Genomic DNA, 18273 nt, shown 5'->3' on the forward strand with positions numbered 1-18273 from the left:
GCCCTGCGGGTTTTGCCCGCCGCCTCCGCCGCTTCGGAGGGGCCCCAAAGATCAAAAGCGGGAGCAACAGCACCGCGCAAGGGCAAGGACACCCTTGTAGGAGCGGCGGAAGCCGCGAGCTTTGATCATCGGGATTCCGGCGTCGCGGCGATCCCCGCTCCCACTGGTTTTCGGCACCGGTCTAGAACGACGCCAACCCTGTCCTAGAACCGCCGCACCCGCGACCCGCTGCGGCTGAAAGGCGGCTTGCCGCGCCAGTAATTGATCAGCAGCCAGCCGAACAGCATCCCGCCCAGGTGCGCGAAGTGGGCCACGCCCGGCTGCAGGCCCGTGAAGCCCAGCAGCAGCTCGATCGCGCCGTAGATGATCACCAGCGTGCGCGCCTTCATCGGGATCGGCGGGATCAGCAGCATCACCCGCTGGTTCGGGAACAGCATGCCGTACGCCAGCAGCAGGCCGAACACGCCACCCGACGCACCCAGCGTCGGTCCCACCGGCGCGCCCTGCGACGCCATCCATGTGGTGACCACCAGCTGGCACAGCCCGGCACCGGCCACGCAGACCAGGTAGTAGGCCAGGAAACGGCGGTTGCCCCAGGTGTATTCGAGCGGCGCGCCGAACATCAGCAGCGCCAGCATGTTGAACAGTAGGTGGGCGAAGTTGGTGGGGTCGTGCAGGAAGCCGTAGGTCAGCAGCTGCCACGGCATGAAGCCAATGCCGGACGAGAACACGTCGCCGCCGGCCTGCAGCGGCCAGAGCATGAAGATCGACAGCGCGGGTGCGCCCACGACCATTTCGAGCAGGAACACCAGGCCGTTGGCGATCAGCAGGGCCTTGGTGACGGGAGGAAGATTGGTGAACATCGGGATCCTTGTGCTTGCCGGCACATGATAACGGCAGCCCGGCCGATCCCCGGCAGCCCCCTTGCGGGAGCGGTTATCCCGGCCCCCAGATCATCGCGTCGAGGCTGGTATCCGCGGCCGGCATGCGCACCCGGCCGCGCTCGACCACCACGCCCTCGGCGCGCAACCGCTGCGACTGCTCGCGCCAGCCGCGCGAGCCCTCGGGAAAGGCGATGCGCCCGTCGCTGCGCAGGATGCGGTGCCAGGGCAGGCCGGGATCCTCGTTGCCGGCCAGGATCCTCGCAACAAGCCTGGCGCGGCCCGGCAGGCCGGCGCGGCGGGCGATATGGCCGTAGCCGGCCACCTGCCCGCGCGGCACGGCGCGGATCACGGCGAGGATGCGCTCTTCGGCGGAGGCGTCGGCCATTGGGCTAGCATAGCCTCCAGACCGCGAACGGGCACCACGACCATGCAGAACTTCGAGCAGATCCGCCGTCACGTCAACGCCGGCGATTACCGCGTCACCATGCAGGAGCCGTACGTGATGTGCGTGGAGCTCTCGCTCGACAGCGGCCGCCGCCACCAGGCGATCTTCCTGTCCGAGCTGCACGACGACGACGGCCGCAACTACCTGCGCGTGAACACCGTGATCGCACCGACCACCGGCGTCGACTGCCGCCGCGCGCTGGCGTTCAACTGGCAGAGCCGGATCGGCTACCTGGCCATCGACGACCTCGACGGCGTGCCCTACCTGCAACTGTGCGAGAACCGTCCCTACGAGGCGCTGACCGCTTCCGAAGTCGATCGCCTGTTGCTGGAGATCGGCGGCATGGGCGACAACCTCGAGCGCGCCCTTTCCGCGGAAGGCGACCTGCTTTAGGAGCCGGATTTCCACAGGTCGGGGGCTTAGCCCCGACCTGCGGCACTCACGCCCAGCCCATCAGCTCGAACAGCCGGAACATTCCGTAGGCGACGCCGGCGGCGGCCGGGATGGTGAGGATCCACGCCCACACGATGCGTTCGATCACGCCGAACCGCAGCGCGCGCGGGTTCTTGGCGAAACCCACGCCCATGATCGCGGTGGAGATGCTGTGCGTGGTCGACACCGGCATGCCGAAGTGGGCAGCGAGGGTGAGGATGGTGGCCGAGCTGGTTTCTGCCGCGAAGCCGTGGATCGGATGCAGCTTGACCATCTTGTGGCCCATCGTCTTGATGATCTTCCAGCCGCCCGAGGCGGTCCCGAGCGCCATCACCACGGCGCAGGAAATCACGATCCAGGTCGCGATGTCCTGGTCGCCTGCGCTCGCCGGATGCAGGAAGCCCGCCCACGCCGGCAGGTCGTTGAGCGCCCCGGACGCTTCGGCGCCGAACAGCGTCAGCGCAATGATGCCCATGGTCTTCTGTGCGTCGTTGTGGCCGTGCGCGTAGCCCATGTAGGCCGCAGAGAACAGCTGCGCCTTGCCGAAGAACGCATTGACCCAGCGCGGCCGCGCCAGGCGCCGCAGCACGCCGCCCGCGCGCACCATCGCGGTGATGATCCCCCACAGCAGCAGCATCACCAGGATGCCGAGCAGGAAGCCCGCCAGCGGCGAGGTGATCATCGGCAGCAGCACCTTCCACAGCAGGCCCTTGTTCTGCGCCCAGTTGCCGACCGGCTCGGACCAGACCAGCGCGGCCCAGTCGTTGTGCGCGGCGGCGAACGCGGCGCCGCACAGGCCACCGATCAATGCGTGCGAAGACGACGACGGCAACCCGCGCCACCAGGTGATCAGGTTCCAGATGATGCCGCCGCCCAGCGCGCACAGGATCACCTGCGAGGTGACCACGACCACATCGGTGTCGATCAGGCCCGAGGCGATGGTCTTGGCCACCGCGGTGCCGGTCAGCGCACCGAACAGGTTGGTCACCGCGGCCAGGATCACCGCCTGCCCGGGGGTCAGCACCTTGGTGGCGACGACGGTGGCGATGGAGTTGGCGGTATCGTGGAAACCGTTGATGAACTCGAACACGAGCGCGGCGAAGATCACCACCAGCACGAGGGTCAGCATCAGGCGTCCCCGGGTCAGCTGTTCTTGAGCACGATCTGGTAGGCGACCACGCCGGCCTCCCGGCAGCGATCGATGGCCTTCTCCAGGATCTCGAAGAACTCCTTGAGCAGGAACATCTGCAGGTGGTCGAGCTTGCCCGAGTAGATGTCGCGGTACAGCTCGAGCATCAGCCGGTCGGCCTCGTTCTCGATCGAGCGCAGCTTCTCGTTCAGCGCGGTCATGCGGTCGATGTGCATGTTCTTCAGGTCGTGGACCATCTCCACGACCACGCCCGCGGCCTGCTCCAGCATCGCCGCGCGCGGCGCGAAATCGATGCCTTCCAGGTGCTGCAGGGCCAGCGAGTAACGGTCGGCGAACTTCTCGATCTGCTTGGGGATCTTGTACAGCGCCGAGCCGAGCGCCTCGATGTCCTCGCGCTCGATCGGGGTCATGAAGCTGTCGACCAGGGCCTGGCTGATCTTGTCGGACGCGCTGCGCTCGCGCAGGCGCGCCAGCTTGAAGGCATCCAGCGCAGGCTCGCGATCGGCAGGCTCGCGCATCATCGTGTGGAGGGCCTTGGCGGCCTCGTAGGCCGCGTCCGCCGACTCGTCGAGCAGCTGGAAGAACTGCTTGCCGGAGCCGAAGATCGTCTGCAGTGAGAACATCGTGTGGAGTCCCGTCGCGGGCTTGCGATCGAAGCGAAGGCGCGATTATGACCGGAAAATGACATCTTCCGAAGCCGCGCGTGCCGGGATTGCATGCCGGCGCGCGAAATGATTCCCGCGCGGCATCTGCCCTGCCCCGCCCACGAGCAGGGAGTCCGGGAACAGAGCCACCGCCGCCATGCGACCCCGCAGCCCGCCGGCGCGGCCCTGCTATCATGCCGCGGCGCCCCGGGCGCCCCTATGGACGAACCACCGCCTCCCCCGCGCACTCTGCTCCCAGGCACCGGCAAACCGGCTGCCGCGCGTCGCCTTGCCTCCGGCGAGGTGGGATCGTGATCGAGCTGCTGGTCGTCGCCGCACTGATCGTCCTGAATGCCTTCTTCGCACTGTCGGAGATGGCGCTGATGACCTCGCGCAAGATCCGCCTGAAGCAGATGGGCGAAGCTCCCGGCACGCTCGGCCGCGGTGCGCTCAAGGCGCTGGCGCTGGCCGAGCAACCCGACAACCTGCTGTCGACCGTGCAGGTCGGCATCACCCTGATCGGGGTGCTCACCGGCCTGGTCGGCGGCGACGCCATCGGCTTGGCCATCGCCGCGTGGCTCCATGGCACGCTGCCCGCGGCCGCGGACTACGCGCGCCCGATCGGCATCAGCACCGCGGTCGGCCTGATCACCGCCGGCCAGGTGATTTTCGGCGAGCTGATCCCCAAGCGGTTGGCCCTGACCAATGCCGAGGGCATCGCCGCGGTGGTCGCGTTCCCGCTGGACATGCTGGCCCGCGCCGCCAAGCCGGTGGTCTTCACACTGGGCGCGATCAACCGCCTGGTGCTGCGCGTGCTCGGCATCCGCGACGACGCCCGCAACGCGATCACCGAGGAGGAGATCCGCCTGCTGGTCAGCGAGGGCCACGAGCAGGGCGTGATCGACGCCGACGAACGCAACATGATGAACCGGGTGATGCGCCTGGGCGACCGCGACGCCGAGAGCCTGATGACGCCGCGCACCCGCGTCGCCTGGCTCGACGCCTCCGAGAGCTACGAGGAGAACCTGGCGACCATGCGCGCCACGCCGTTCTCGCGCTATCCCGTCTACCGCAACAGCGACGAGGAAGTGCTCGGCGTGCTCGAGGTCAAGTCGCTGCTCGACCGCCTCGACCAGCGCGAGCAGGACCTGTTCCGCGACCTGCGCGAGGCGCTGTTCGTCTCCGAGTCGACGCCGGCGCTGAAGCTGCTGGAGATCCTGCGCGAGGACCAGCAGTCGCTGGCGCTGGTGGTCGACGAATACGGCGACATCACCGGTCTGGTCACGATCAACGACGTGGTCGAAGCCGTGATCGGCCGCACCCAGGCCAGCGGCGGCGGCGATGCCGCGCCGTTGGTGGTGGCCCGCGACGACGGCTCGCTGCTGGTCGATGGCGGACTCACGGTCGACAACCTGCGGGAGATCCTCGGCAGCGGCCAGCTTCCGCTGGAGGACGAGTACGACTACCACACCGCCGCCGGCATGGTCATCGCCCAGTTCGGCCGCATTCCCAACGTCGGCGAACACTTCGAATGGAGCGGCTGGCGGATCGAGATCGTCGACCTCGACGGCCCGCGCGTCGACAAGCTCCTGCTGCAGCGACTCGCCACGGGCGGCGGGCATGATGTCGCCGACTGACAGGCCCGGGGGCGACGACGACGGGCGCCATCATGCGCCTCGCCCGCCCGGGACACGCGCACTGCTGGCCGCGCTCGCCGTCGGCGACCCCGAAGAGACGATCCGCTTCAGCGACGTGTTCGCCGGGCTCGGCGAACGCGCCTTCGGCATGCTGCTGTTCGTAGCCACATTGCCGGCCTTCATTCCGATTCCGGGCGTCGGCGGCGCGGTCAGCGGGCCGCTGGCGATCCTGATCGGCCTGCAGTTGCTGGTCGGCCGGCACACGCCGTGGCTGCCGCGGTTCATCGCCCGCCGCGGCCCGCGCCGGCATGCCATGTCGCGCTTCGAGCAGCGGCTTTCGCCCTGGCTCGGGCGCCTGGAGCACCTGGTCAAGCCGCGGCTCGCGGTCCTGCTCGACCACCGCATCGCCGGCATGTTCAGCGGCCTGCTGCTGGTGTTGCTCGGCCTGCTGCTGGCACTGCCGATACCCTTCACCAACTACGTCTTCGGCGGCCTGCTGCTGCTGTTCGCGCTGGCGCTGCTCGAGCGCGATGGCGCGCTGATGTGCGTGGCCTGGGGGCTGGGCGCGGTGGCGGTGGCGGTGTTCGGCGTGCTCAGCGGCACCCTGGCGGCGGCAGCGGCGCAGTGGCTCGACCGCCTGACGTGACGCGCTGCCCGGGGCCGGCGCGGGTCAGTCCAGCAACGCCATGAAATCCTGGATCACCATCGGGTACCCCAGCCAGTAGCCCTGGGCGAGGTCGCAACCGCGCTCGCGCAGGATGTCGTACTGGCCTTCCTTCTCCACGCCTTCGGCGACCACCGTGATCCCCAGCGAATGCGCCATCGCGATGATCGCGGTGGTCAGGGCCAGGTCGTCCGGGTCGCGCAGCACGTCGGCGACGAAGCTGCGATCGATCTTCACCCCGTCCACCGGCACCCGGCGCAGATGGCTCAGGCCCGAGAAGCCGGTGCCGAAATCGTCGAGCCAGACCTTGACGCCGGTGCTGCGCAGGCGCCCCAACAGGGTGCTGGCGCGGATCTCGTCGCCGATCACCGCGGTCTCGGTGAGTTCGACGTGGAGCCGCGACGGCGACAGGCCGGTGTCCGCCAGCGCCTGCGCGACCTGTTCGGAAAGATCGCCATTGCGCAGCTGCCGCGGCGACACGTTGACCGCGACGAACAGGTCCTCAGCGCCCTTGCGTTCGCGGGTCCAGCGCATCGCGTCGAAGCAGGCCGCGCGCAGCACCGCCGGGCCGATGGTCTCGATCAGGCCGCTCTGCTCGGCAACGTCGATGAACACCGACGGCGCGATCGGGCCGTGTTCGGGATGCTGCCAGCGCAACAGTGCCTCGGCGCCGGTGAGCGCGTTGTCCGAGAGCCGGTAGACGGGCTGGTAGACCAGGCTCAGCTCGCCGCGCTCCCACGCGCCGCGCAGGTCCTGCTCCATGTGCACGCGCCGCTCCACCGCCTGGTCCATGGCACGGCTGTAGAAGCGGTGGCAGTTCTTGCCGGCGACCTTGGCCTGGTACATGGCGATGTCGCCGTTCTTCATCAGCATCGCGGCGTTGGACGCATCGTCCGGGAACAGCGTGATGCCGATCGAGGTGCCGAGGAACACCTGGCGCCCGCGCACCATGATCGGCCTGCCCAGCTCCTCCACGAGGGCATCGGCCAGGCGGCTGGCCCGGGTCCGGATGTCGACGCCGCCGATCTCGGAAAATTCGAGCAGGATCACGAACTCGTCGCCGCCGAAGCGCGCCAGCATGGTGTGCCCGTCCCTGTCGCGCTCGATCACCTCGCGGATGCGGTTGGAGAACTGCACCAGCACTTCGTCGCCGGCATCGTGGCCAAGGGTGTCGTTGACGCGCTTGAAGTCGTCGATGTCTGCGAACAGCAGCGCCATCTGCCGCGCCGCGCCGCGCACCAGCATCAGCCGCTGGTCGAGGTGTTCGCGGAACGCCAGCCGGTTCGACAGCCCGGTCAGCGCGTCGGTATAGGCCATGCGGCGGATGTCGCGGTCGTGGCGCACGATGCTGTCGCCCATCCGCGAGAACGCGCGCGTCAGGTCGCCGACCTCGTCGTCGCGCGGCGTCGCCGGCACCTCGGCCGCGAAGTTGCCGGCCTCGATTTCGCGCGCGGCATTGGCCAGCTGCCGGATCGGGCGCACCAGCGACCGCTGCACCACCAGGCTCACCATCACCCCGATCGCCATCAGCACCAGCATCATCAGCAGCACCCACAGCGCATGCTGGTAACCGATCTCGTCCATCCGCTCGCGCATCGCGGCGGTGGCCCGGTGCTCGTCGGCAACGACCGAGTCGAGCGAATAACCGATGCGCACGCCGCCGATGCGCTGGCCACCGATCCGCACCGGCGCCGACACGTCCAGGACCTTGTCGGTCACCTGTACGTGCATGTCCTGTGCGGTGACCACCTCGTAGGCCAGCGGGTCGTGCATCGCCTGGCCGTAGGTGGCGATGTCGTCGGAGCCGTCGTGGATCACCGCGCCGCTGTTGTCGTAGACGATGACGTAGCTGACATCGGACTGCCGCAGCACGTTGCGCAGCACCTCGCCGATCGCGTCAAGATCGAAGTAGTACAGCGGGTTGACCAGGGAATCGGCAAGCTGGCCGGCCACCGCCTTGCCGCGCTCGCGCACGCGGTCGAACAGCAGCGCATGGATCGACTCCTGGCTGAGCTTGACGACTTCGCGCTGCATCGTCGCCTGCCGGTGCAGCATCACTCCGACCACCGCCAGCACCACCACCAGCACGCCGGTGGCGAGCAGCAGGAAGCGCGGGTAGAGGCCGTGGCGCAACTTCATTCGATCTCTTTCCCGACCCGCGCGATGCCCTCGCCCAGCGCCTCGAGCGCCTGCCTGCCCTCGGCATCGATCGGCAGGAACCGGGTGGTCTTGAAGAAGCGCAGCAGCGGCTCGCGTGCATCGGGGTCGGAGGCGGCCTCGGCCAGCACCTGCTGCAGGCGCTCGCGCACGCGCGCATCCAAGTCGCCACGCACCATTTCAAGCGCACGCGGATATTCCCCGGTCTGGTAGAAGATCTTCATGTCGCGGCGGTAGGCGGGCGGCATCCGCTTCGGGTTGTCCCAGTCCAGGTTGCTCATCGCCCCGGCATCGACCAGGCGCTTGTCCACCCAGGTCGAGATGTTGAGCTCCGAGCGCGCGAACAGGTAGCCCACCGACCCGGCCGCCGGGCGGTCCATCGGCGACAGCAGGATCTCCATCGGAAGGTCGCGTTGCAGCAGTTCGGTCGCCGGCACGAAGTAGGCGCTGGTCGAAGCGGCGTTCTGGAACGCGATGCTGTGCCCGCGCAGGTCGGGCAGCGAGCCGATGTTGCTGTCGCGGCGGGCGAAGAACACCGTGTGGTAATGGCTGACGCCGTCGCGTTCGGTGATCAGCAGGGGCTGGGCGTGGGCCTGCCGCTGCAGCTGAACCGCGGTCGCCGCGGTTTCGGTGACCCAGTCGACGCGGCCCCGGCGCAGGTAGCTGGCCATCTGGCGGGCGTCGCGCGCCATCAGGATCCGGCCCTCGGTGATGCCGACGTCGTGCATCCGCGGCACCACGTAGTCGAGCAGCGGCTTGAGCTGTTCGTAATGCGCCTGCGGGTTGTCGCTGATGCGGCCGAGGACCAGGATGTGCGCATCGTCGTCGGCCAGCACGCCCGACGGGAACGCAAGCGCGAGCAGGCCGATCGCCAGCACCTTGCCAATACGATGAAGCATTTCGATCAACGTCGCCGCGCCGGAGTGCAGGGTTGGGCGAGCCTAGCGGAAATGCCACCCGCTGGCACGCACGTCTGGTGGCCCGGCATCCTCACTGCCGTTCGGCCGCCAACCGCGCCATGCGCTGTGCGTCGGCGAGGATCCCGCGCAGCAGCCGCACCTCACGCTCCCCCAGCTCGCTGCGCAGGAACAGCCGCCGCAGCTTGCGCATCGCCGACGCCGGCGCCCTGCCCTTGTGGAAGTCGATGTCGTCCAGGGTCTGCGCCAGCTGCGCGAACAGGCCCTCCATCTGGGCGTGGCTCGCGGGCCGGTCCGAAGGATGGCCGCCCTCGTGCGCCGGTCCATCGGCGGCCTGCGCGGTGCCGGCCGCCAGCAACACCATGCGCAGTTCATAGCTCAGCACCTGCACCGCCGCGGCGAGGTTGAGCGAGCTGTAGTCCGGGTTGGCCGGGATGTGGACCGCGGCGTGGCACAGCTGCAGTTCCTCGTTTTCCAGCCCGGTGCGCTCGCGGCCGAACACCACCGCCACCTCGCCACCGGCCAGCGCCATGTCGCACGCCCGCGCCGCGGCGACCCGCGGCGACAGTTCTTCCAGCTGCACCCGGCGGCTGCGCGCGGTGCAGCCCAGCACCAGCCGGCAGTCGGCCACGGCCTCGGCCAGGGTGTCCACGCACACCGCGGAGGCGAGCACGTCGTCGGCGCCGGCGGCCATCATGTCGGCCTCGTTGTGCGGATAGCGCTGCGGCGCGACCAGCACCAGGCGGTCCAGCCCCATGGTCTTGATCGCCCGTGCCGCCGAGCCGATGTTGCCGGGATGCTGGGTGCCGACCAGCACGATGCGGATGCGGTCGGCGGTGGAAACGTCGTGGTTCATTCGCGAATGGTAAACTCCGCGCCCGGCCTTGGCGCCGGAACGTTCTTTTCCCCTTACGATCACTGCCTGCGCCCGGAGCTGTCCGCGATGCAACAACCCGCTGTCAATGTCATGGTCAAGGCGGCGCGCGCCGGCGGCAACATCCTGCTGCGCCACATGCACCGGCTCGATGCCCTGAACGTGGTCGAGAAGGAACGGATGGATTACGCCAGCGAGGTCGACGGCCTCGCCGAAGAGGCGATCGTCAAGGAGCTGCGCCGGGCCAACCCCGACTACGCCATCCTCGGCGAGGAAGGCGGTCCGCAGAAGGGCAACCGCGGCCCCAGCCGCCATACCTGGGTGATCGATCCGCTCGACGGGACCAGCAACTACCTGCGCGGCCTGCCGCACTGGTGCGTGTCGATCGCGCTGTGCGAGGGCCCCGAGCCGATCCACGCGGTGATCTTCGACCCGCTGCGCAACGAACTGTTCACCGCCAGCCGAGGCAGCGGCATGCAGGTCAACGAGCGCCGGATCCGCGTCGCCGAGCGCAAGGAACTGGCCGGCGCATTGCTCGCCACCGGCTTCCCGCCGCGCGAGCGCAAGCGCGCCGGCGCCCAGCTCAAATGCGTCGGCGAGTTGCTGGCCACGGCCGAGGACATCCGCCGCACCGGTTCGGCCGCGCTCGACCTGGCCTACGTCGCCTGCGGCCGCACCGATGCCTACTTCGAGGCCGGGGTGCAGCCCTGGGACATCGCCGCGGGCATCCTGATGGTGCGCGAAGCCGGCGGCCGGGTCTGCGATTTCCGCGGCGCCGCCACCGGGCCGGTGCACATCGAGACCGGCCCGCGCCACCTCGTCGCCGGCAACGTCAGGATCGTCGACCCGCTGTTGAAGACCATCGTCTCCTCGGGTTACCTGCAGGCGTTTTCCTGACATCTGCCTTATAAGCCCTTGCGGGAGCGGCCATGGCCGCTCCCGCAACAGGGATCCGGACAAAAAAAGGCCGCGCATTGCGCGGCCTTTTCGCATCCGGCGAAACCGGGCCTTACGGCCGGCGCGCCAGCGCCTCCAGGTCCTTGGCCTTCGGCATCAGGTCCTGCTTGCTCACCTTGAGCGCGCCGATGGTCAGCAGCGGGCAGGCGATGAAGATCGACGAGATCGTGCCGATCACGATGCCCATCATCTGCGACAGCGCCATGCCCTCCAGCGAGCCGCCGCCATAGAGGTACAGCGCCAGCGCGCTGAGGAAGGCGACGAAGGAGGTGATGATCGTGCGCGACAGGGTCTGGTTGATCGAGCGGTTGAGCAGCTCGACCGGCTCCACCCGCAGGTTGCGGAAGTTCTCGCGCACGCGGTCGAACACCACGATGGTGTCGTTGATCGAGAAGCCCATCACCGACAGCAGGCCGGCCAGCACGGTCAGGTCGAACTCGCGCCCGGTGAAGGCGAAGAAGCCGGCGACGATCAGCACGTCGTGCAGCGTGGTCAGGATCGCGGCGATCGCGAACTTCCATTCGAAGCGGAACGCGATGTAGATCAGGAAGCCGATGATCACGAACAGCAGCGCCCAGACCGCGTTGCGCGCCAGGTCCTTGCCCACCTGCGGGCCGACGAACTCGGAACGGGTGATGTGCGCCGGGTTGGCAGTCGAATCGACCGCGGCCAGCACGGCCTTGGCTGCGGCGGCGCTGGCCGCGGCGTTGTCCTGCCCGCTTTCGTTCTGCAGCCGCACCAGCAGGTCGCTGCCGCTGCCGTAGGTCTGCACTTGCGCGCCTTCGTAGCCGGCGGTCGCCAGCTGCTCGCGGACGTGGTCGACATCCGCAGGACGATCGAACCGCAGCTCGACCAGGGTGCCACCGGTGAAGTCGAGCGCGTAGTTGAAGCCCTTGATGCCCATCGCGGCGGACGCGGCCACGGCCAGCAGGATGGCCACGCCGATGGAGATCCAGCGCAGGCGCATGAAGTTGACGTTCGGGCTGGCCGGGATGAGATGCAGCGGGAAAAGTTTCATGGCGTTATGCGTCCGGTCAGATGGCGATCGTCTTGAGCTTCTTGCGCCGCGCGTAGATCAAAGTGGCCAGGCCACGCGAGACGGTGACCGCGGTGTACAGCGAGGCCAGGATGCCGACGATCATGGTGATCGCGAAGCCCTTGAGCGGCCCGGTACCGAAGGCGAACAGCGCCACGCCGGCCAGCAGCGCGGTCATGTTGGAGTCGAAGATGGTGCCCGACGCGCGGTCGTAGCCGGTGGCGATCGCGGCCTTGGCCGGCATGCCCGCGCGCAATTCCTCGCGGATGCGCTCGTTGATCAGCACGTTGGCGTCGACCGACATGCCCACCGACAGCGCCAGGCCGGCGAAGCCGGGCAGCGTCATCGTGGCGGTGAACAGCGACATCACCGCGATCACGATCAGCAGGTTCAGCAGCAGCGCAACGCAGGTGAGGATGCCGAACATCCGGTAGTAGATGAGGAAGAACGCCAGCGCGAACAGGAACGAGTACAGCACCGCGCGGGTACCACGCTCGACGTTGTCCTTGCCCAGGCTCGGGCCGACCACGCGTTCCTCGACGAAGTCCATGGGCGCGGCCAGCGAGCCGGCACGCAGCTGCAGCGCGAGGTCCTGGGCGAACTGCGGGCTCTCGAGGCCCGTGGTCTGGAAGTTCTTGCCGAACACGCCCTGGATGGTGGCGACGTTGATCACCTGCTCGGTGGTACGCGTGCTACGCACTTCCTTGCCGTCGACTTCCTTCACTTCCTGGATCCGCTCGATGTACACCACCGCCATCGGCTTGCCGACGTTCTGGCTGGTGAAGTCGAACATGCGCTGGCCGCCGGGGCCGTTAAGCGTCACCGACACCGCCGGCGTGCCGCTCTGCGGGTCGGGCTGGTACTTGGCGTCGACCAGCTGCTCGCCGGTCGCGATCACGCGCTTGCTCAGCAGGATCGGCGTCGGCTTGCCGTCCGGGCCGAGTTCCTTGCGGTAGTACACGCGCGCATCGGGCGGCACGCTGCCGCTGGCGACCGCGTCGTAGGCGTTGCCCTCGACCACGGCGCGGTATTCGAGCGTCGCGGTGGCGCCGATGATGCGCTTGGCCTGGGCGGTGTCCTGCACGCCCGGCAGCTCCACCACCACGCGGTCGGTGCCCTGGCGCTGGATGATCGGCTCGGCCACGCCGAGCTCGTTGATGCGGTTGCGCAGCGTGCCGACGTTCTGCTCGATCGCGCCGGTCACGATCTGGTTGACCTCGGCTTCCGGCACCGTGATGGTGACGACGTTGCGATCGGCCGACAGTTGCATCGTCGGCATCGCCTTGAGGATCGCGCTGGTGGCCTTGTCGGCATCGACGCCCTCGCCAAGGGTCGCGCGAATGACACCGCCGCTGCCCTGGCGTTCGACCGACTCATAGCCGACGCGGGCGTCGCGCAGCGCCACGCGGACGTCTTCCGCGTACGCCTCGAAGCGCTTTTCCAGCGCCGCCTTCTGGTCGACCTGGAGCAGGAAGTGCACGCCACCCTGCAGGTCGAGGCCGAGCAGCATCGGGCGCGCACGCAGCGCCTCCAGCCACGAGGGCACCGTCGAGGCCAGGTTCAGCGCCACCACGTAGTTGTCGCCCAGCTCCGGGCGCAGCGTGTCGGCCGCGCGGGTCTGCTCGTCCAGGCCCGGCAGGCGGACCAGCATGTTGCCGTTGTCGATCTCGACCGACTTGGTCGCGATGCCCTCCTTGGACAGCGTCGCCTCGATCTTCTGGCGCAGCGCGTCGTCGATCGCGGCACCGCGGTTGGCGGTGATCTGCACGGAGGGATCCTGCGGATAGATGTTGGGCAGCGCGTACAGCGTGCTCAGCAGCACCACCAGCAGGATGACGACGTACTTCCAGCGCGGGAATTCAAGCATCGTTGCGTTTCCAGGGCATCACGCGGTCCGTCCGGAAAGCCCGGGGCACGACGTGGCTGTCGAGTCCGGGCGCGGCAGGCGCCGCGCCGGACGGGAGGCGGGGGGTCAGGCGGACTTGAGCGTGCCCTTGGGCAGCACGTTGCCGATGGCGGCCTTCTGCACGCGCACGCGGACGTTGTCGGCGATCTCGATGGTGATGAAGCTGTCGCCGATCTCGCGCACCACGCCGGCGATGCCGCCGTTGGTGATGACCTCGTCGCCGTTGCCGAGCTTCTCCAGCATCGAACGGTGTTCCTTGGCGCGCTTCATCTGCGGGCGGATCATCAGGAAGTACATCACCGCGATCAGCACGATCGGCATGATCAGGAAGCTCAGGCCACCGCCCGCGGGCGCTTGCCCGGCGGCTTGGGCATAGGCGGGAGAAATCAGCAGGTCGAGCGGATTGAACGAGTTCATCGGGAAGGGTTCCACGGGCAAAATAGCGGGGAATTATGCCACGGCCACGCCCCGGGGGCCGCCGGGGCGGCGTCCGGGCCGGGTTGTCGCCGTGAATCCGGCCGCGAAGCGCCGCCGGGGCCAGCAATGGACTCCGGCCGGTCGGGAAGGTTCCTTCGGCGCCATGACCGGGTGGCTCGGGCCACGTCCACCGGACTTTGCGGATCCCGCAGGGTGCCGGGTCGTAGCCCCGGCCTAGCGCGTGGCGTGGAAGGACTCGCGGAAGCTGGCGAAGCTGCCCTGCTCGATCGCCCGGCGCATCCCCGCCATCAGCCACTGGTAGTACCAGAGGTTGTGCAGGGTGCCCAGGATCGGGGCCAGCATCTCGTTGCAGCGGTCGAGGTGGCGCAGGTAGGCGCGGCTGAAGCCATTGCTGCAGGAGTAGCAGCCGCAGCCCTCCTCGATCGGCCGGGTATCGTTCTCGTACTTCGCATTGCGGATCCGCACGGTGCCGGTACGGGTGAAGTAGTGGCCGTTGCGCGCGTTGCGGGTGGGCATCACGCAGTCGAACATGTCGACGCCGCGCGCCACCGACTCCACCAGGTCCTCCGGCCGCCCCACGCCCATCAGGTAGCGCGGGCGGTCTCCGGGCAGCTGCGGGCAGGTGTGGTCGAGCATGGCGTTGCGCTCGGCTTCGGTCTCGCCCACCGCGAGTCCGCCGATGGCGTAGCCGTCGAAGCCGATCTGCTTCAGGCCCTCGGCCGAGCGCGTGCGCAGGTCATGGTGCACGCCGCCCTGGACGATGCCGAACAGCGCCGCGTCGTTGCCTTCGTGCGCGCGCTTCGACCGCTCCGCCCAGCGCAGCGAGAGCTGCATCGAGCGATCCACCACGTCCACGCCGACCGGCTTGCCGTCGACATGCACCGGCGGGCATTCGTCGAAGATCATCACGATGTCCGAATCCAGCACCTTCTGGATCCGCATGCTCTCCTCGGGGCCGAGGAACACCGTCGAACCATCCGTCGGCGCCTGGAAGGTGACGCCCTGCTCGGTGATCTTGCGGCGGTGCGCCAGCGAGAACACCTGGAAGCCGCCCGAGTCGGTGAGGATCGGCCCATCCCAGCGCGCGAAACCGTGCAGCCCGCCGTGGGCCTCGATCACCTCCAGGCCCGGCCGCAGGTACAGGTGGAAGGTGTTGCCGAGGATGATCTGCGCGCCCAGCGCGCGCACCTGGTCGGGCAGCACGCCCTTCACCGAACCATAGGTGCCCACCGGCATGAACGCCGGCGTTTCAACCGTGCCACGGGGAAACACCAGGCGACCGCGGCGGGCGGCGCCGTCGCGGGCGGACAACTCGAACTGCATGCGTGACATCGGCAAGGGCTGCGCTTGGCGGGCCGGCCATTGTCGCGGAACGCGTGGCCGCGCGCAGGCCGTGTGCACCTCAGCGGTCGAACACCACCAGGTCGCGCGTGTCCAGGCGCAGGCGCAGGCGCTCGCCCGGCGCATGCCGGTGGCCGTCCAGGTCGATCTCGACCACGGACCCGTCCGCGAGGCGCAGGCGGCCGACGTGGCCCGGGCCGCTGAAGGCCAGCGCCAGCAGTTCGCCTTCGACGCTGCCCGCGGGGTCGGGTACCAGCGCATGCGGGCGCAGCAGCACCTCGCCCTGCCCTACCAGGCCCAGCGCCGCCGCCGGCACCAGCGCGCCACGGCCGATGAAGCCGGCGACGAAGCGGTGCGCGGGCCGCGCGTACAGCCCGGCCGGCGTGTCCCACTGCAGGATGCGCCCGCCGTCCATGACCCCGACGTGGTCGGCCATCGCGAAGGCCTCGCCCTGGTCGTGGGTCACCATCAGCACCGTGGCGCCGCTGGCCTTGAGCAGGTCGCGCAGTTCGCCGGCCAGGTGCTGGCGGGTTTCGGTGTCGAGATTGGAGAACGGCTCGTCGAGCAGCAGCAGTGCCGGTCCCGGCGCCAGCGCGCGCGCCAGCGCCACGCGCTGCTGCTGGCCGCCGGAGAGCTCGTGCGGAAAGGCGCGCGCCGAGCCTTCCAGTCCGACCAGCGCCAGCATCTCCGCCACCCGGGCGTCGCGCGTCGCGCGCGGCTGCCCGCGCAGGCCGAAGGCGACGTTGTCGCCGGCGTCGAGGTGCGGGAACAGCGCGTAATCCTGGAACATCATGCCGACGCTGCGCTTCTCCGGCGGTAGCGAGAAGCCCGCTTCTGCCACCCGCCGGCCCTGCACCTCGATGCGGCCGGCCTGCACCGGCTCGAAGCCGGCGACCGCGCGCAGCGCCGTGGTCTTGCCGCAGCCCGAGGCACCGAGCAGGCAGCCGATTCCGCCTTCTTCCAGCGCCAGCGACAGCGCGTCGACCACCACGCGCATGCCCCCGCGCGCCGGGTAGCCGACGCAGATGCCGTCGATGTCGAGCAGCGTCGCGCTCACGCCGCCGGCTCCCCGCCATATCGCAGCCCGGTGCGTGCCAGCAGCACCACCGGCAGCAAGCCCACCAGCACGATCATCAGCGCGGCCACCGCGCCCTCCTCATAGGTGCCGCGCGAAGCCTCGGCGTACAGCCAGGTCGCCAGCGTCTCGAAATTCAGCGGCCGCAGCAGCAGGGTCGCCGGCAGCTCCTTCATCGTATCGACGAACACCAGCAACGCGGCCGCCGCCAACGCCGGGCGCAGCAGCGGCAGGTGCACGCGGCGCAAGGTGGCGCCCGGGGCGTGGCCGAGGCTGGCTGCGGCCTGGTCCAGGCTCGGCGCGATGCGCGCGAGCCCGGCTTCGATGCCGCCAGTGGCGATCGCCAGGAAGCGCAGCAGGTAGGCCAGCACCAGCGCCGTGGCCGAGCCCATCAGCAACAGCCGCGGCTCGAGGCCGAACGCGCCGCGCAGGGCGTTGCCACCTGCGTCGAACCACGCCAGCGGCAGCAGCAGCCCGACCGCCAGCACCGTCCCCGGCACCGCGTAGCCCAGGCTGGCCAGGCGCAGCGCCAGGGTCGCGCCTGCGGCGCGGCGGCGGACCTGCGCCAGCCGCAGCGCCCAGGCCAGCACCAGGCCCACGGCCACGGTCGCGACGGTGGCGGCCAGCGCCACCACCACGGTGTTGCCGGCGCTGGCCAGCAACCGCGGCGACACGCCGGCGCCCACCAGGCGCTCGACCGTCTCCCAGGCCAGGTACGACGCCGGCACCACGAAGCCCACCAGCACCGGCAACACGCCCAGTGCGAGCGCCAGCGCCGCGGCCAAGCCCTGCAGCCGCTGCGCACGCATCGGCCGCGGCCGCTCGCCGGTGGCATAGCGCTGGCGTCGCCGCGCGTAACGTTCCACGGCCAGCAGCGCGACCACGATCGTCAGCATCGACAGCGCAATCTGCGCAGCGCCAGCCAGGTCGGCGCGCGTCACCCAGGTCGTGTAGATCGCGACGGTCAGGGTCTGCACGCCGAGGAATTCCGAAGCGCCGATGTCGTTCAGGGTTTCCATCAGCGCCAGCGCCGCGCCAACGGCGATCGCCGGCCGCGCCAGCGGCAGCGCCACGCGCCGAAACACCACCGCCGGCGAGGCGCCGAGCGTGCGCGCCGCCTCCAGCAGCCCCGCGGCTTGGGTCATGAACATCGCCCGCGTGGTCAGATAGACATAGGGATAGAGCACGAAACCGAGCAGCACGATGCAGCCGGCGAGGCCGCGGATGTCGGGCAGGCGGAAGTCGCGCGGGCTGTCGTAGCCGAGCAGTTCGCGCACCACGCCCTGCACCGGGCCGAGCGGATGCAGCAGGTCGAGGTAAGCGAAGGCGACGATGTAGGTCGGCACCGCCAGCGGCAGCAGCAGCGCCCAGGCCAGCACGCGCCGCGCGGGAAAGTCGTACGCGGTGACCAGCCAGGCTGCGCCGGTGCCGATCGCGACCACCAGCACGCCGACGCCGGCCAGCAGCAGCGCGGTGTTGCGTGCCGCCGGCGGCAGCACGTAGCGCGCCATGTGCGTCCACAGCCCGTCCTGCCCGCCCTGCAGCGCCGTCCACGCCAGCGCCAGCAGCGGCGCCAGCACCAGCGCGGCGATCACGACCGCCGCCCACTGCCACGGCCCTTCCGGCAGCAGCGACGACAGGCGCATGCGCACGCCGCCGGACAAGGGCGCGCGCATGCCGGCGACCCGCGCGTCCGGCATCATCGCCAAGGCGGCA

Annotated in this window: 17 protein-coding genes; 4 read left to right on the plus strand and 13 right to left on the minus strand. The window is 69.5% G+C overall.

Translation table 11 applies throughout. From position 1 onward, the window contains the following. Positions 1-203: 203 nt before the first annotated feature. Complete coding sequence (locus ACTJIL_RS08355) at positions 204-863, minus strand: rhomboid family intramembrane serine protease (protein WP_440755065.1); 660 nt, start codon at positions 861-863, stop codon at positions 204-206. A 73-nt stretch (positions 864-936) separates the two neighbouring features. Continuing rightward, entirely contained in the window at positions 937-1269 is a 333-nt protein-coding gene (locus tag ACTJIL_RS08360; protein ID WP_440755066.1) for an MGMT family protein, read from the minus strand. Between the two features lie 42 nt (positions 1270-1311). On the opposite strand from ACTJIL_RS08360, the gene ACTJIL_RS08365 reads away from it, so the two are divergent. Continuing rightward, a complete protein-coding gene (locus tag ACTJIL_RS08365; protein ID WP_440755067.1) occupies positions 1312-1722 on the plus strand; it encodes a hypothetical protein in 411 nt (136 codons plus the stop codon). A gap of 46 nt (positions 1723-1768) precedes the next feature. Here ACTJIL_RS08365 and ACTJIL_RS08370 read toward each other — a convergent pair whose 3' ends face one another. Together ACTJIL_RS08370 and ACTJIL_RS08375 are read right to left on the minus strand one after the other, a co-directional pair. Next, a complete protein-coding gene (locus ACTJIL_RS08370; protein WP_440755068.1) occupies positions 1769-2890 on the minus strand; it encodes an anion permease in 1122 nt (373 codons plus the stop codon). A gap of 14 nt (positions 2891-2904) precedes the next feature. Beyond that, positions 2905-3534, minus strand: a complete 630-nt coding sequence (locus ACTJIL_RS08375) for a DUF47 domain-containing protein (protein WP_440755069.1) — start codon at positions 3532-3534, stop codon at positions 2905-2907. A 332-nt stretch (positions 3535-3866) separates the two neighbouring features. On the opposite strand from ACTJIL_RS08375, the gene ACTJIL_RS08380 reads away from it, so the two are divergent. Both ACTJIL_RS08380 and ACTJIL_RS08385 read left to right on the plus strand, forming a co-directional pair. After that, positions 3867-5192: a hemolysin family protein gene (locus ACTJIL_RS08380; RefSeq protein WP_440755070.1), complete on the plus strand. Its 1326-nt coding sequence runs from the start codon at positions 3867-3869 to the stop codon at positions 5190-5192. After that, the gene (locus ACTJIL_RS08385) at positions 5176-5838 is read left to right on the plus strand and encodes an exopolysaccharide biosynthesis protein (RefSeq protein WP_440755071.1); all 663 of its coding nucleotides are present in this window, start codon (positions 5176-5178) and stop codon (positions 5836-5838) included. The genes ACTJIL_RS08380 and ACTJIL_RS08385 overlap by 17 nt, the downstream gene beginning before the upstream one ends. A gap of 24 nt (positions 5839-5862) precedes the next feature. Here the strand turns inward: ACTJIL_RS08385 and ACTJIL_RS08390 are convergent, their stop codons facing one another. From ACTJIL_RS08390 to ACTJIL_RS08400, 3 genes are all read right to left on the minus strand, one after another. Then, positions 5863-7995: a putative bifunctional diguanylate cyclase/phosphodiesterase gene (locus tag ACTJIL_RS08390; protein WP_440755072.1), complete on the minus strand. Its 2133-nt coding sequence runs from the start codon at positions 7993-7995 to the stop codon at positions 5863-5865. Then, entirely contained in the window at positions 7992-8912 is a 921-nt protein-coding gene (locus ACTJIL_RS08395; RefSeq protein WP_440755073.1) for a phosphate/phosphite/phosphonate ABC transporter substrate-binding protein, read from the minus strand. Before ACTJIL_RS08395 ends, ACTJIL_RS08390 begins: the two co-directional genes overlap by 4 nt. A gap of 91 nt (positions 8913-9003) precedes the next feature. Further along, the gene (locus ACTJIL_RS08400; protein ID WP_440755074.1) at positions 9004-9786 is read right to left on the minus strand and encodes an RNA methyltransferase; all 783 of its coding nucleotides are present in this window, start codon (positions 9784-9786) and stop codon (positions 9004-9006) included. Between the two features lie 87 nt (positions 9787-9873). Here ACTJIL_RS08400 and ACTJIL_RS08405 point away from each other — a divergent pair, with 87 nt between their 5' ends. Further along, positions 9874-10701, plus strand: coding sequence for an inositol monophosphatase family protein (locus tag ACTJIL_RS08405; RefSeq protein ID WP_440755075.1), 828 nt, complete (start codon positions 9874-9876; stop codon positions 10699-10701). A 112-nt stretch (positions 10702-10813) separates the two neighbouring features. Here ACTJIL_RS08405 and secF read toward each other — a convergent pair whose 3' ends face one another. From secF to ACTJIL_RS08435, 6 genes are all read right to left on the minus strand, one after another. Then, positions 10814-11779, minus strand: coding sequence for a protein translocase subunit SecF (gene secF, locus ACTJIL_RS08410; RefSeq protein WP_440755076.1), 966 nt, complete (start codon positions 11777-11779; stop codon positions 10814-10816). 16 nt (positions 11780-11795) lie between these two features. Beyond that, positions 11796-13664, minus strand: coding sequence for a protein translocase subunit SecD (secD, locus tag ACTJIL_RS08415; protein ID WP_440755077.1), 1869 nt, complete (start codon positions 13662-13664; stop codon positions 11796-11798). Positions 13665-13769: 105 nt separating this feature from the next. Next, positions 13770-14120: a preprotein translocase subunit YajC gene (yajC, locus tag ACTJIL_RS08420; protein ID WP_440755078.1), complete on the minus strand. Its 351-nt coding sequence runs from the start codon at positions 14118-14120 to the stop codon at positions 13770-13772. 234 nt (positions 14121-14354) lie between these two features. After that, positions 14355-15473 (minus strand): tRNA guanosine(34) transglycosylase Tgt, encoded by a 1119-nt coding sequence (gene tgt / locus ACTJIL_RS08425; RefSeq protein ID WP_440755079.1) that lies wholly within the window; start codon positions 15471-15473, stop codon positions 14355-14357. 70 nt (positions 15474-15543) lie between these two features. Next, on the minus strand, positions 15544-16539 hold the full coding sequence (locus ACTJIL_RS08430) for an ABC transporter ATP-binding protein (protein ID WP_440755080.1): 996 nt from the start codon (positions 16537-16539) through the stop codon (positions 15544-15546). After that, positions 16536-18260, minus strand: a complete 1725-nt coding sequence (locus ACTJIL_RS08435) for an ABC transporter permease (protein ID WP_440755882.1) — start codon at positions 18258-18260, stop codon at positions 16536-16538. The genes ACTJIL_RS08430 and ACTJIL_RS08435 overlap by 4 nt, the downstream gene beginning before the upstream one ends. Between the last annotated feature and the right edge of the window lie 13 nt (positions 18261-18273).

The sequence above is a fragment of the Luteimonas sp. 22616 genome, assembly GCF_052044325.1.
GTDB lineage: Bacteria > Pseudomonadota > Gammaproteobacteria > Xanthomonadales > Xanthomonadaceae > Luteimonas.

Bases quoted from the DNA above. Each gene is read 5' to 3' on its own strand.
- ACTJIL_RS08385 (WP_440755071.1), top strand. From the start codon at position 5,176: ATGATGTCGCCGACTGACAGGCCCGGGGGCGACGACGACGGGCGCCAT.
- ACTJIL_RS08360 (WP_440755066.1), bottom strand. From the start codon at position 1,269: ATGGCCGACGCCTCCGCCGAAGAGCGCATCCTCGCCGTGATCCGCGCC.
- ACTJIL_RS08375 (WP_440755069.1), bottom strand. From the start codon at position 3,534: ATGTTCTCACTGCAGACGATCTTCGGCTCCGGCAAGCAGTTCTTCCAG.
- ACTJIL_RS08405 (WP_440755075.1), top strand. From the start codon at position 9,874: ATGCAACAACCCGCTGTCAATGTCATGGTCAAGGCGGCGCGCGCCGGC.
- ACTJIL_RS08355 (WP_440755065.1), bottom strand. From the start codon at position 863: ATGTTCACCAATCTTCCTCCCGTCACCAAGGCCCTGCTGATCGCCAAC.
- ACTJIL_RS08400 (WP_440755074.1), bottom strand. From the start codon at position 9,786: ATGAACCACGACGTTTCCACCGCCGACCGCATCCGCATCGTGCTGGTC.
- yajC (WP_440755078.1), bottom strand. From the start codon at position 14,120: ATGAACTCGTTCAATCCGCTCGACCTGCTGATTTCTCCCGCCTATGCC.
- secF (WP_440755076.1), bottom strand. From the start codon at position 11,779: ATGAAACTTTTCCCGCTGCATCTCATCCCGGCCAGCCCGAACGTCAAC.
- tgt (WP_440755079.1), bottom strand. From the start codon at position 15,473: ATGTCACGCATGCAGTTCGAGTTGTCCGCCCGCGACGGCGCCGCCCGC.
- secD (WP_440755077.1), bottom strand. From the start codon at position 13,664: ATGCTTGAATTCCCGCGCTGGAAGTACGTCGTCATCCTGCTGGTGGTG.
- ACTJIL_RS08370 (WP_440755068.1), bottom strand. From the start codon at position 2,890: ATGCTGACCCTCGTGCTGGTGGTGATCTTCGCCGCGCTCGTGTTCGAG.
- ACTJIL_RS08390 (WP_440755072.1), bottom strand. From the start codon at position 7,995: ATGAAGTTGCGCCACGGCCTCTACCCGCGCTTCCTGCTGCTCGCCACC.
- ACTJIL_RS08395 (WP_440755073.1), bottom strand. From the start codon at position 8,912: ATGCTTCATCGTATTGGCAAGGTGCTGGCGATCGGCCTGCTCGCGCTT.
- ACTJIL_RS08435 (WP_440755882.1), bottom strand. From the start codon at position 18,260: ATGATGCCGGACGCGCGGGTCGCCGGCATGCGCGCGCCCTTGTCCGGC.
- ACTJIL_RS08365 (WP_440755067.1), top strand. From the start codon at position 1,312: ATGCAGAACTTCGAGCAGATCCGCCGTCACGTCAACGCCGGCGATTAC.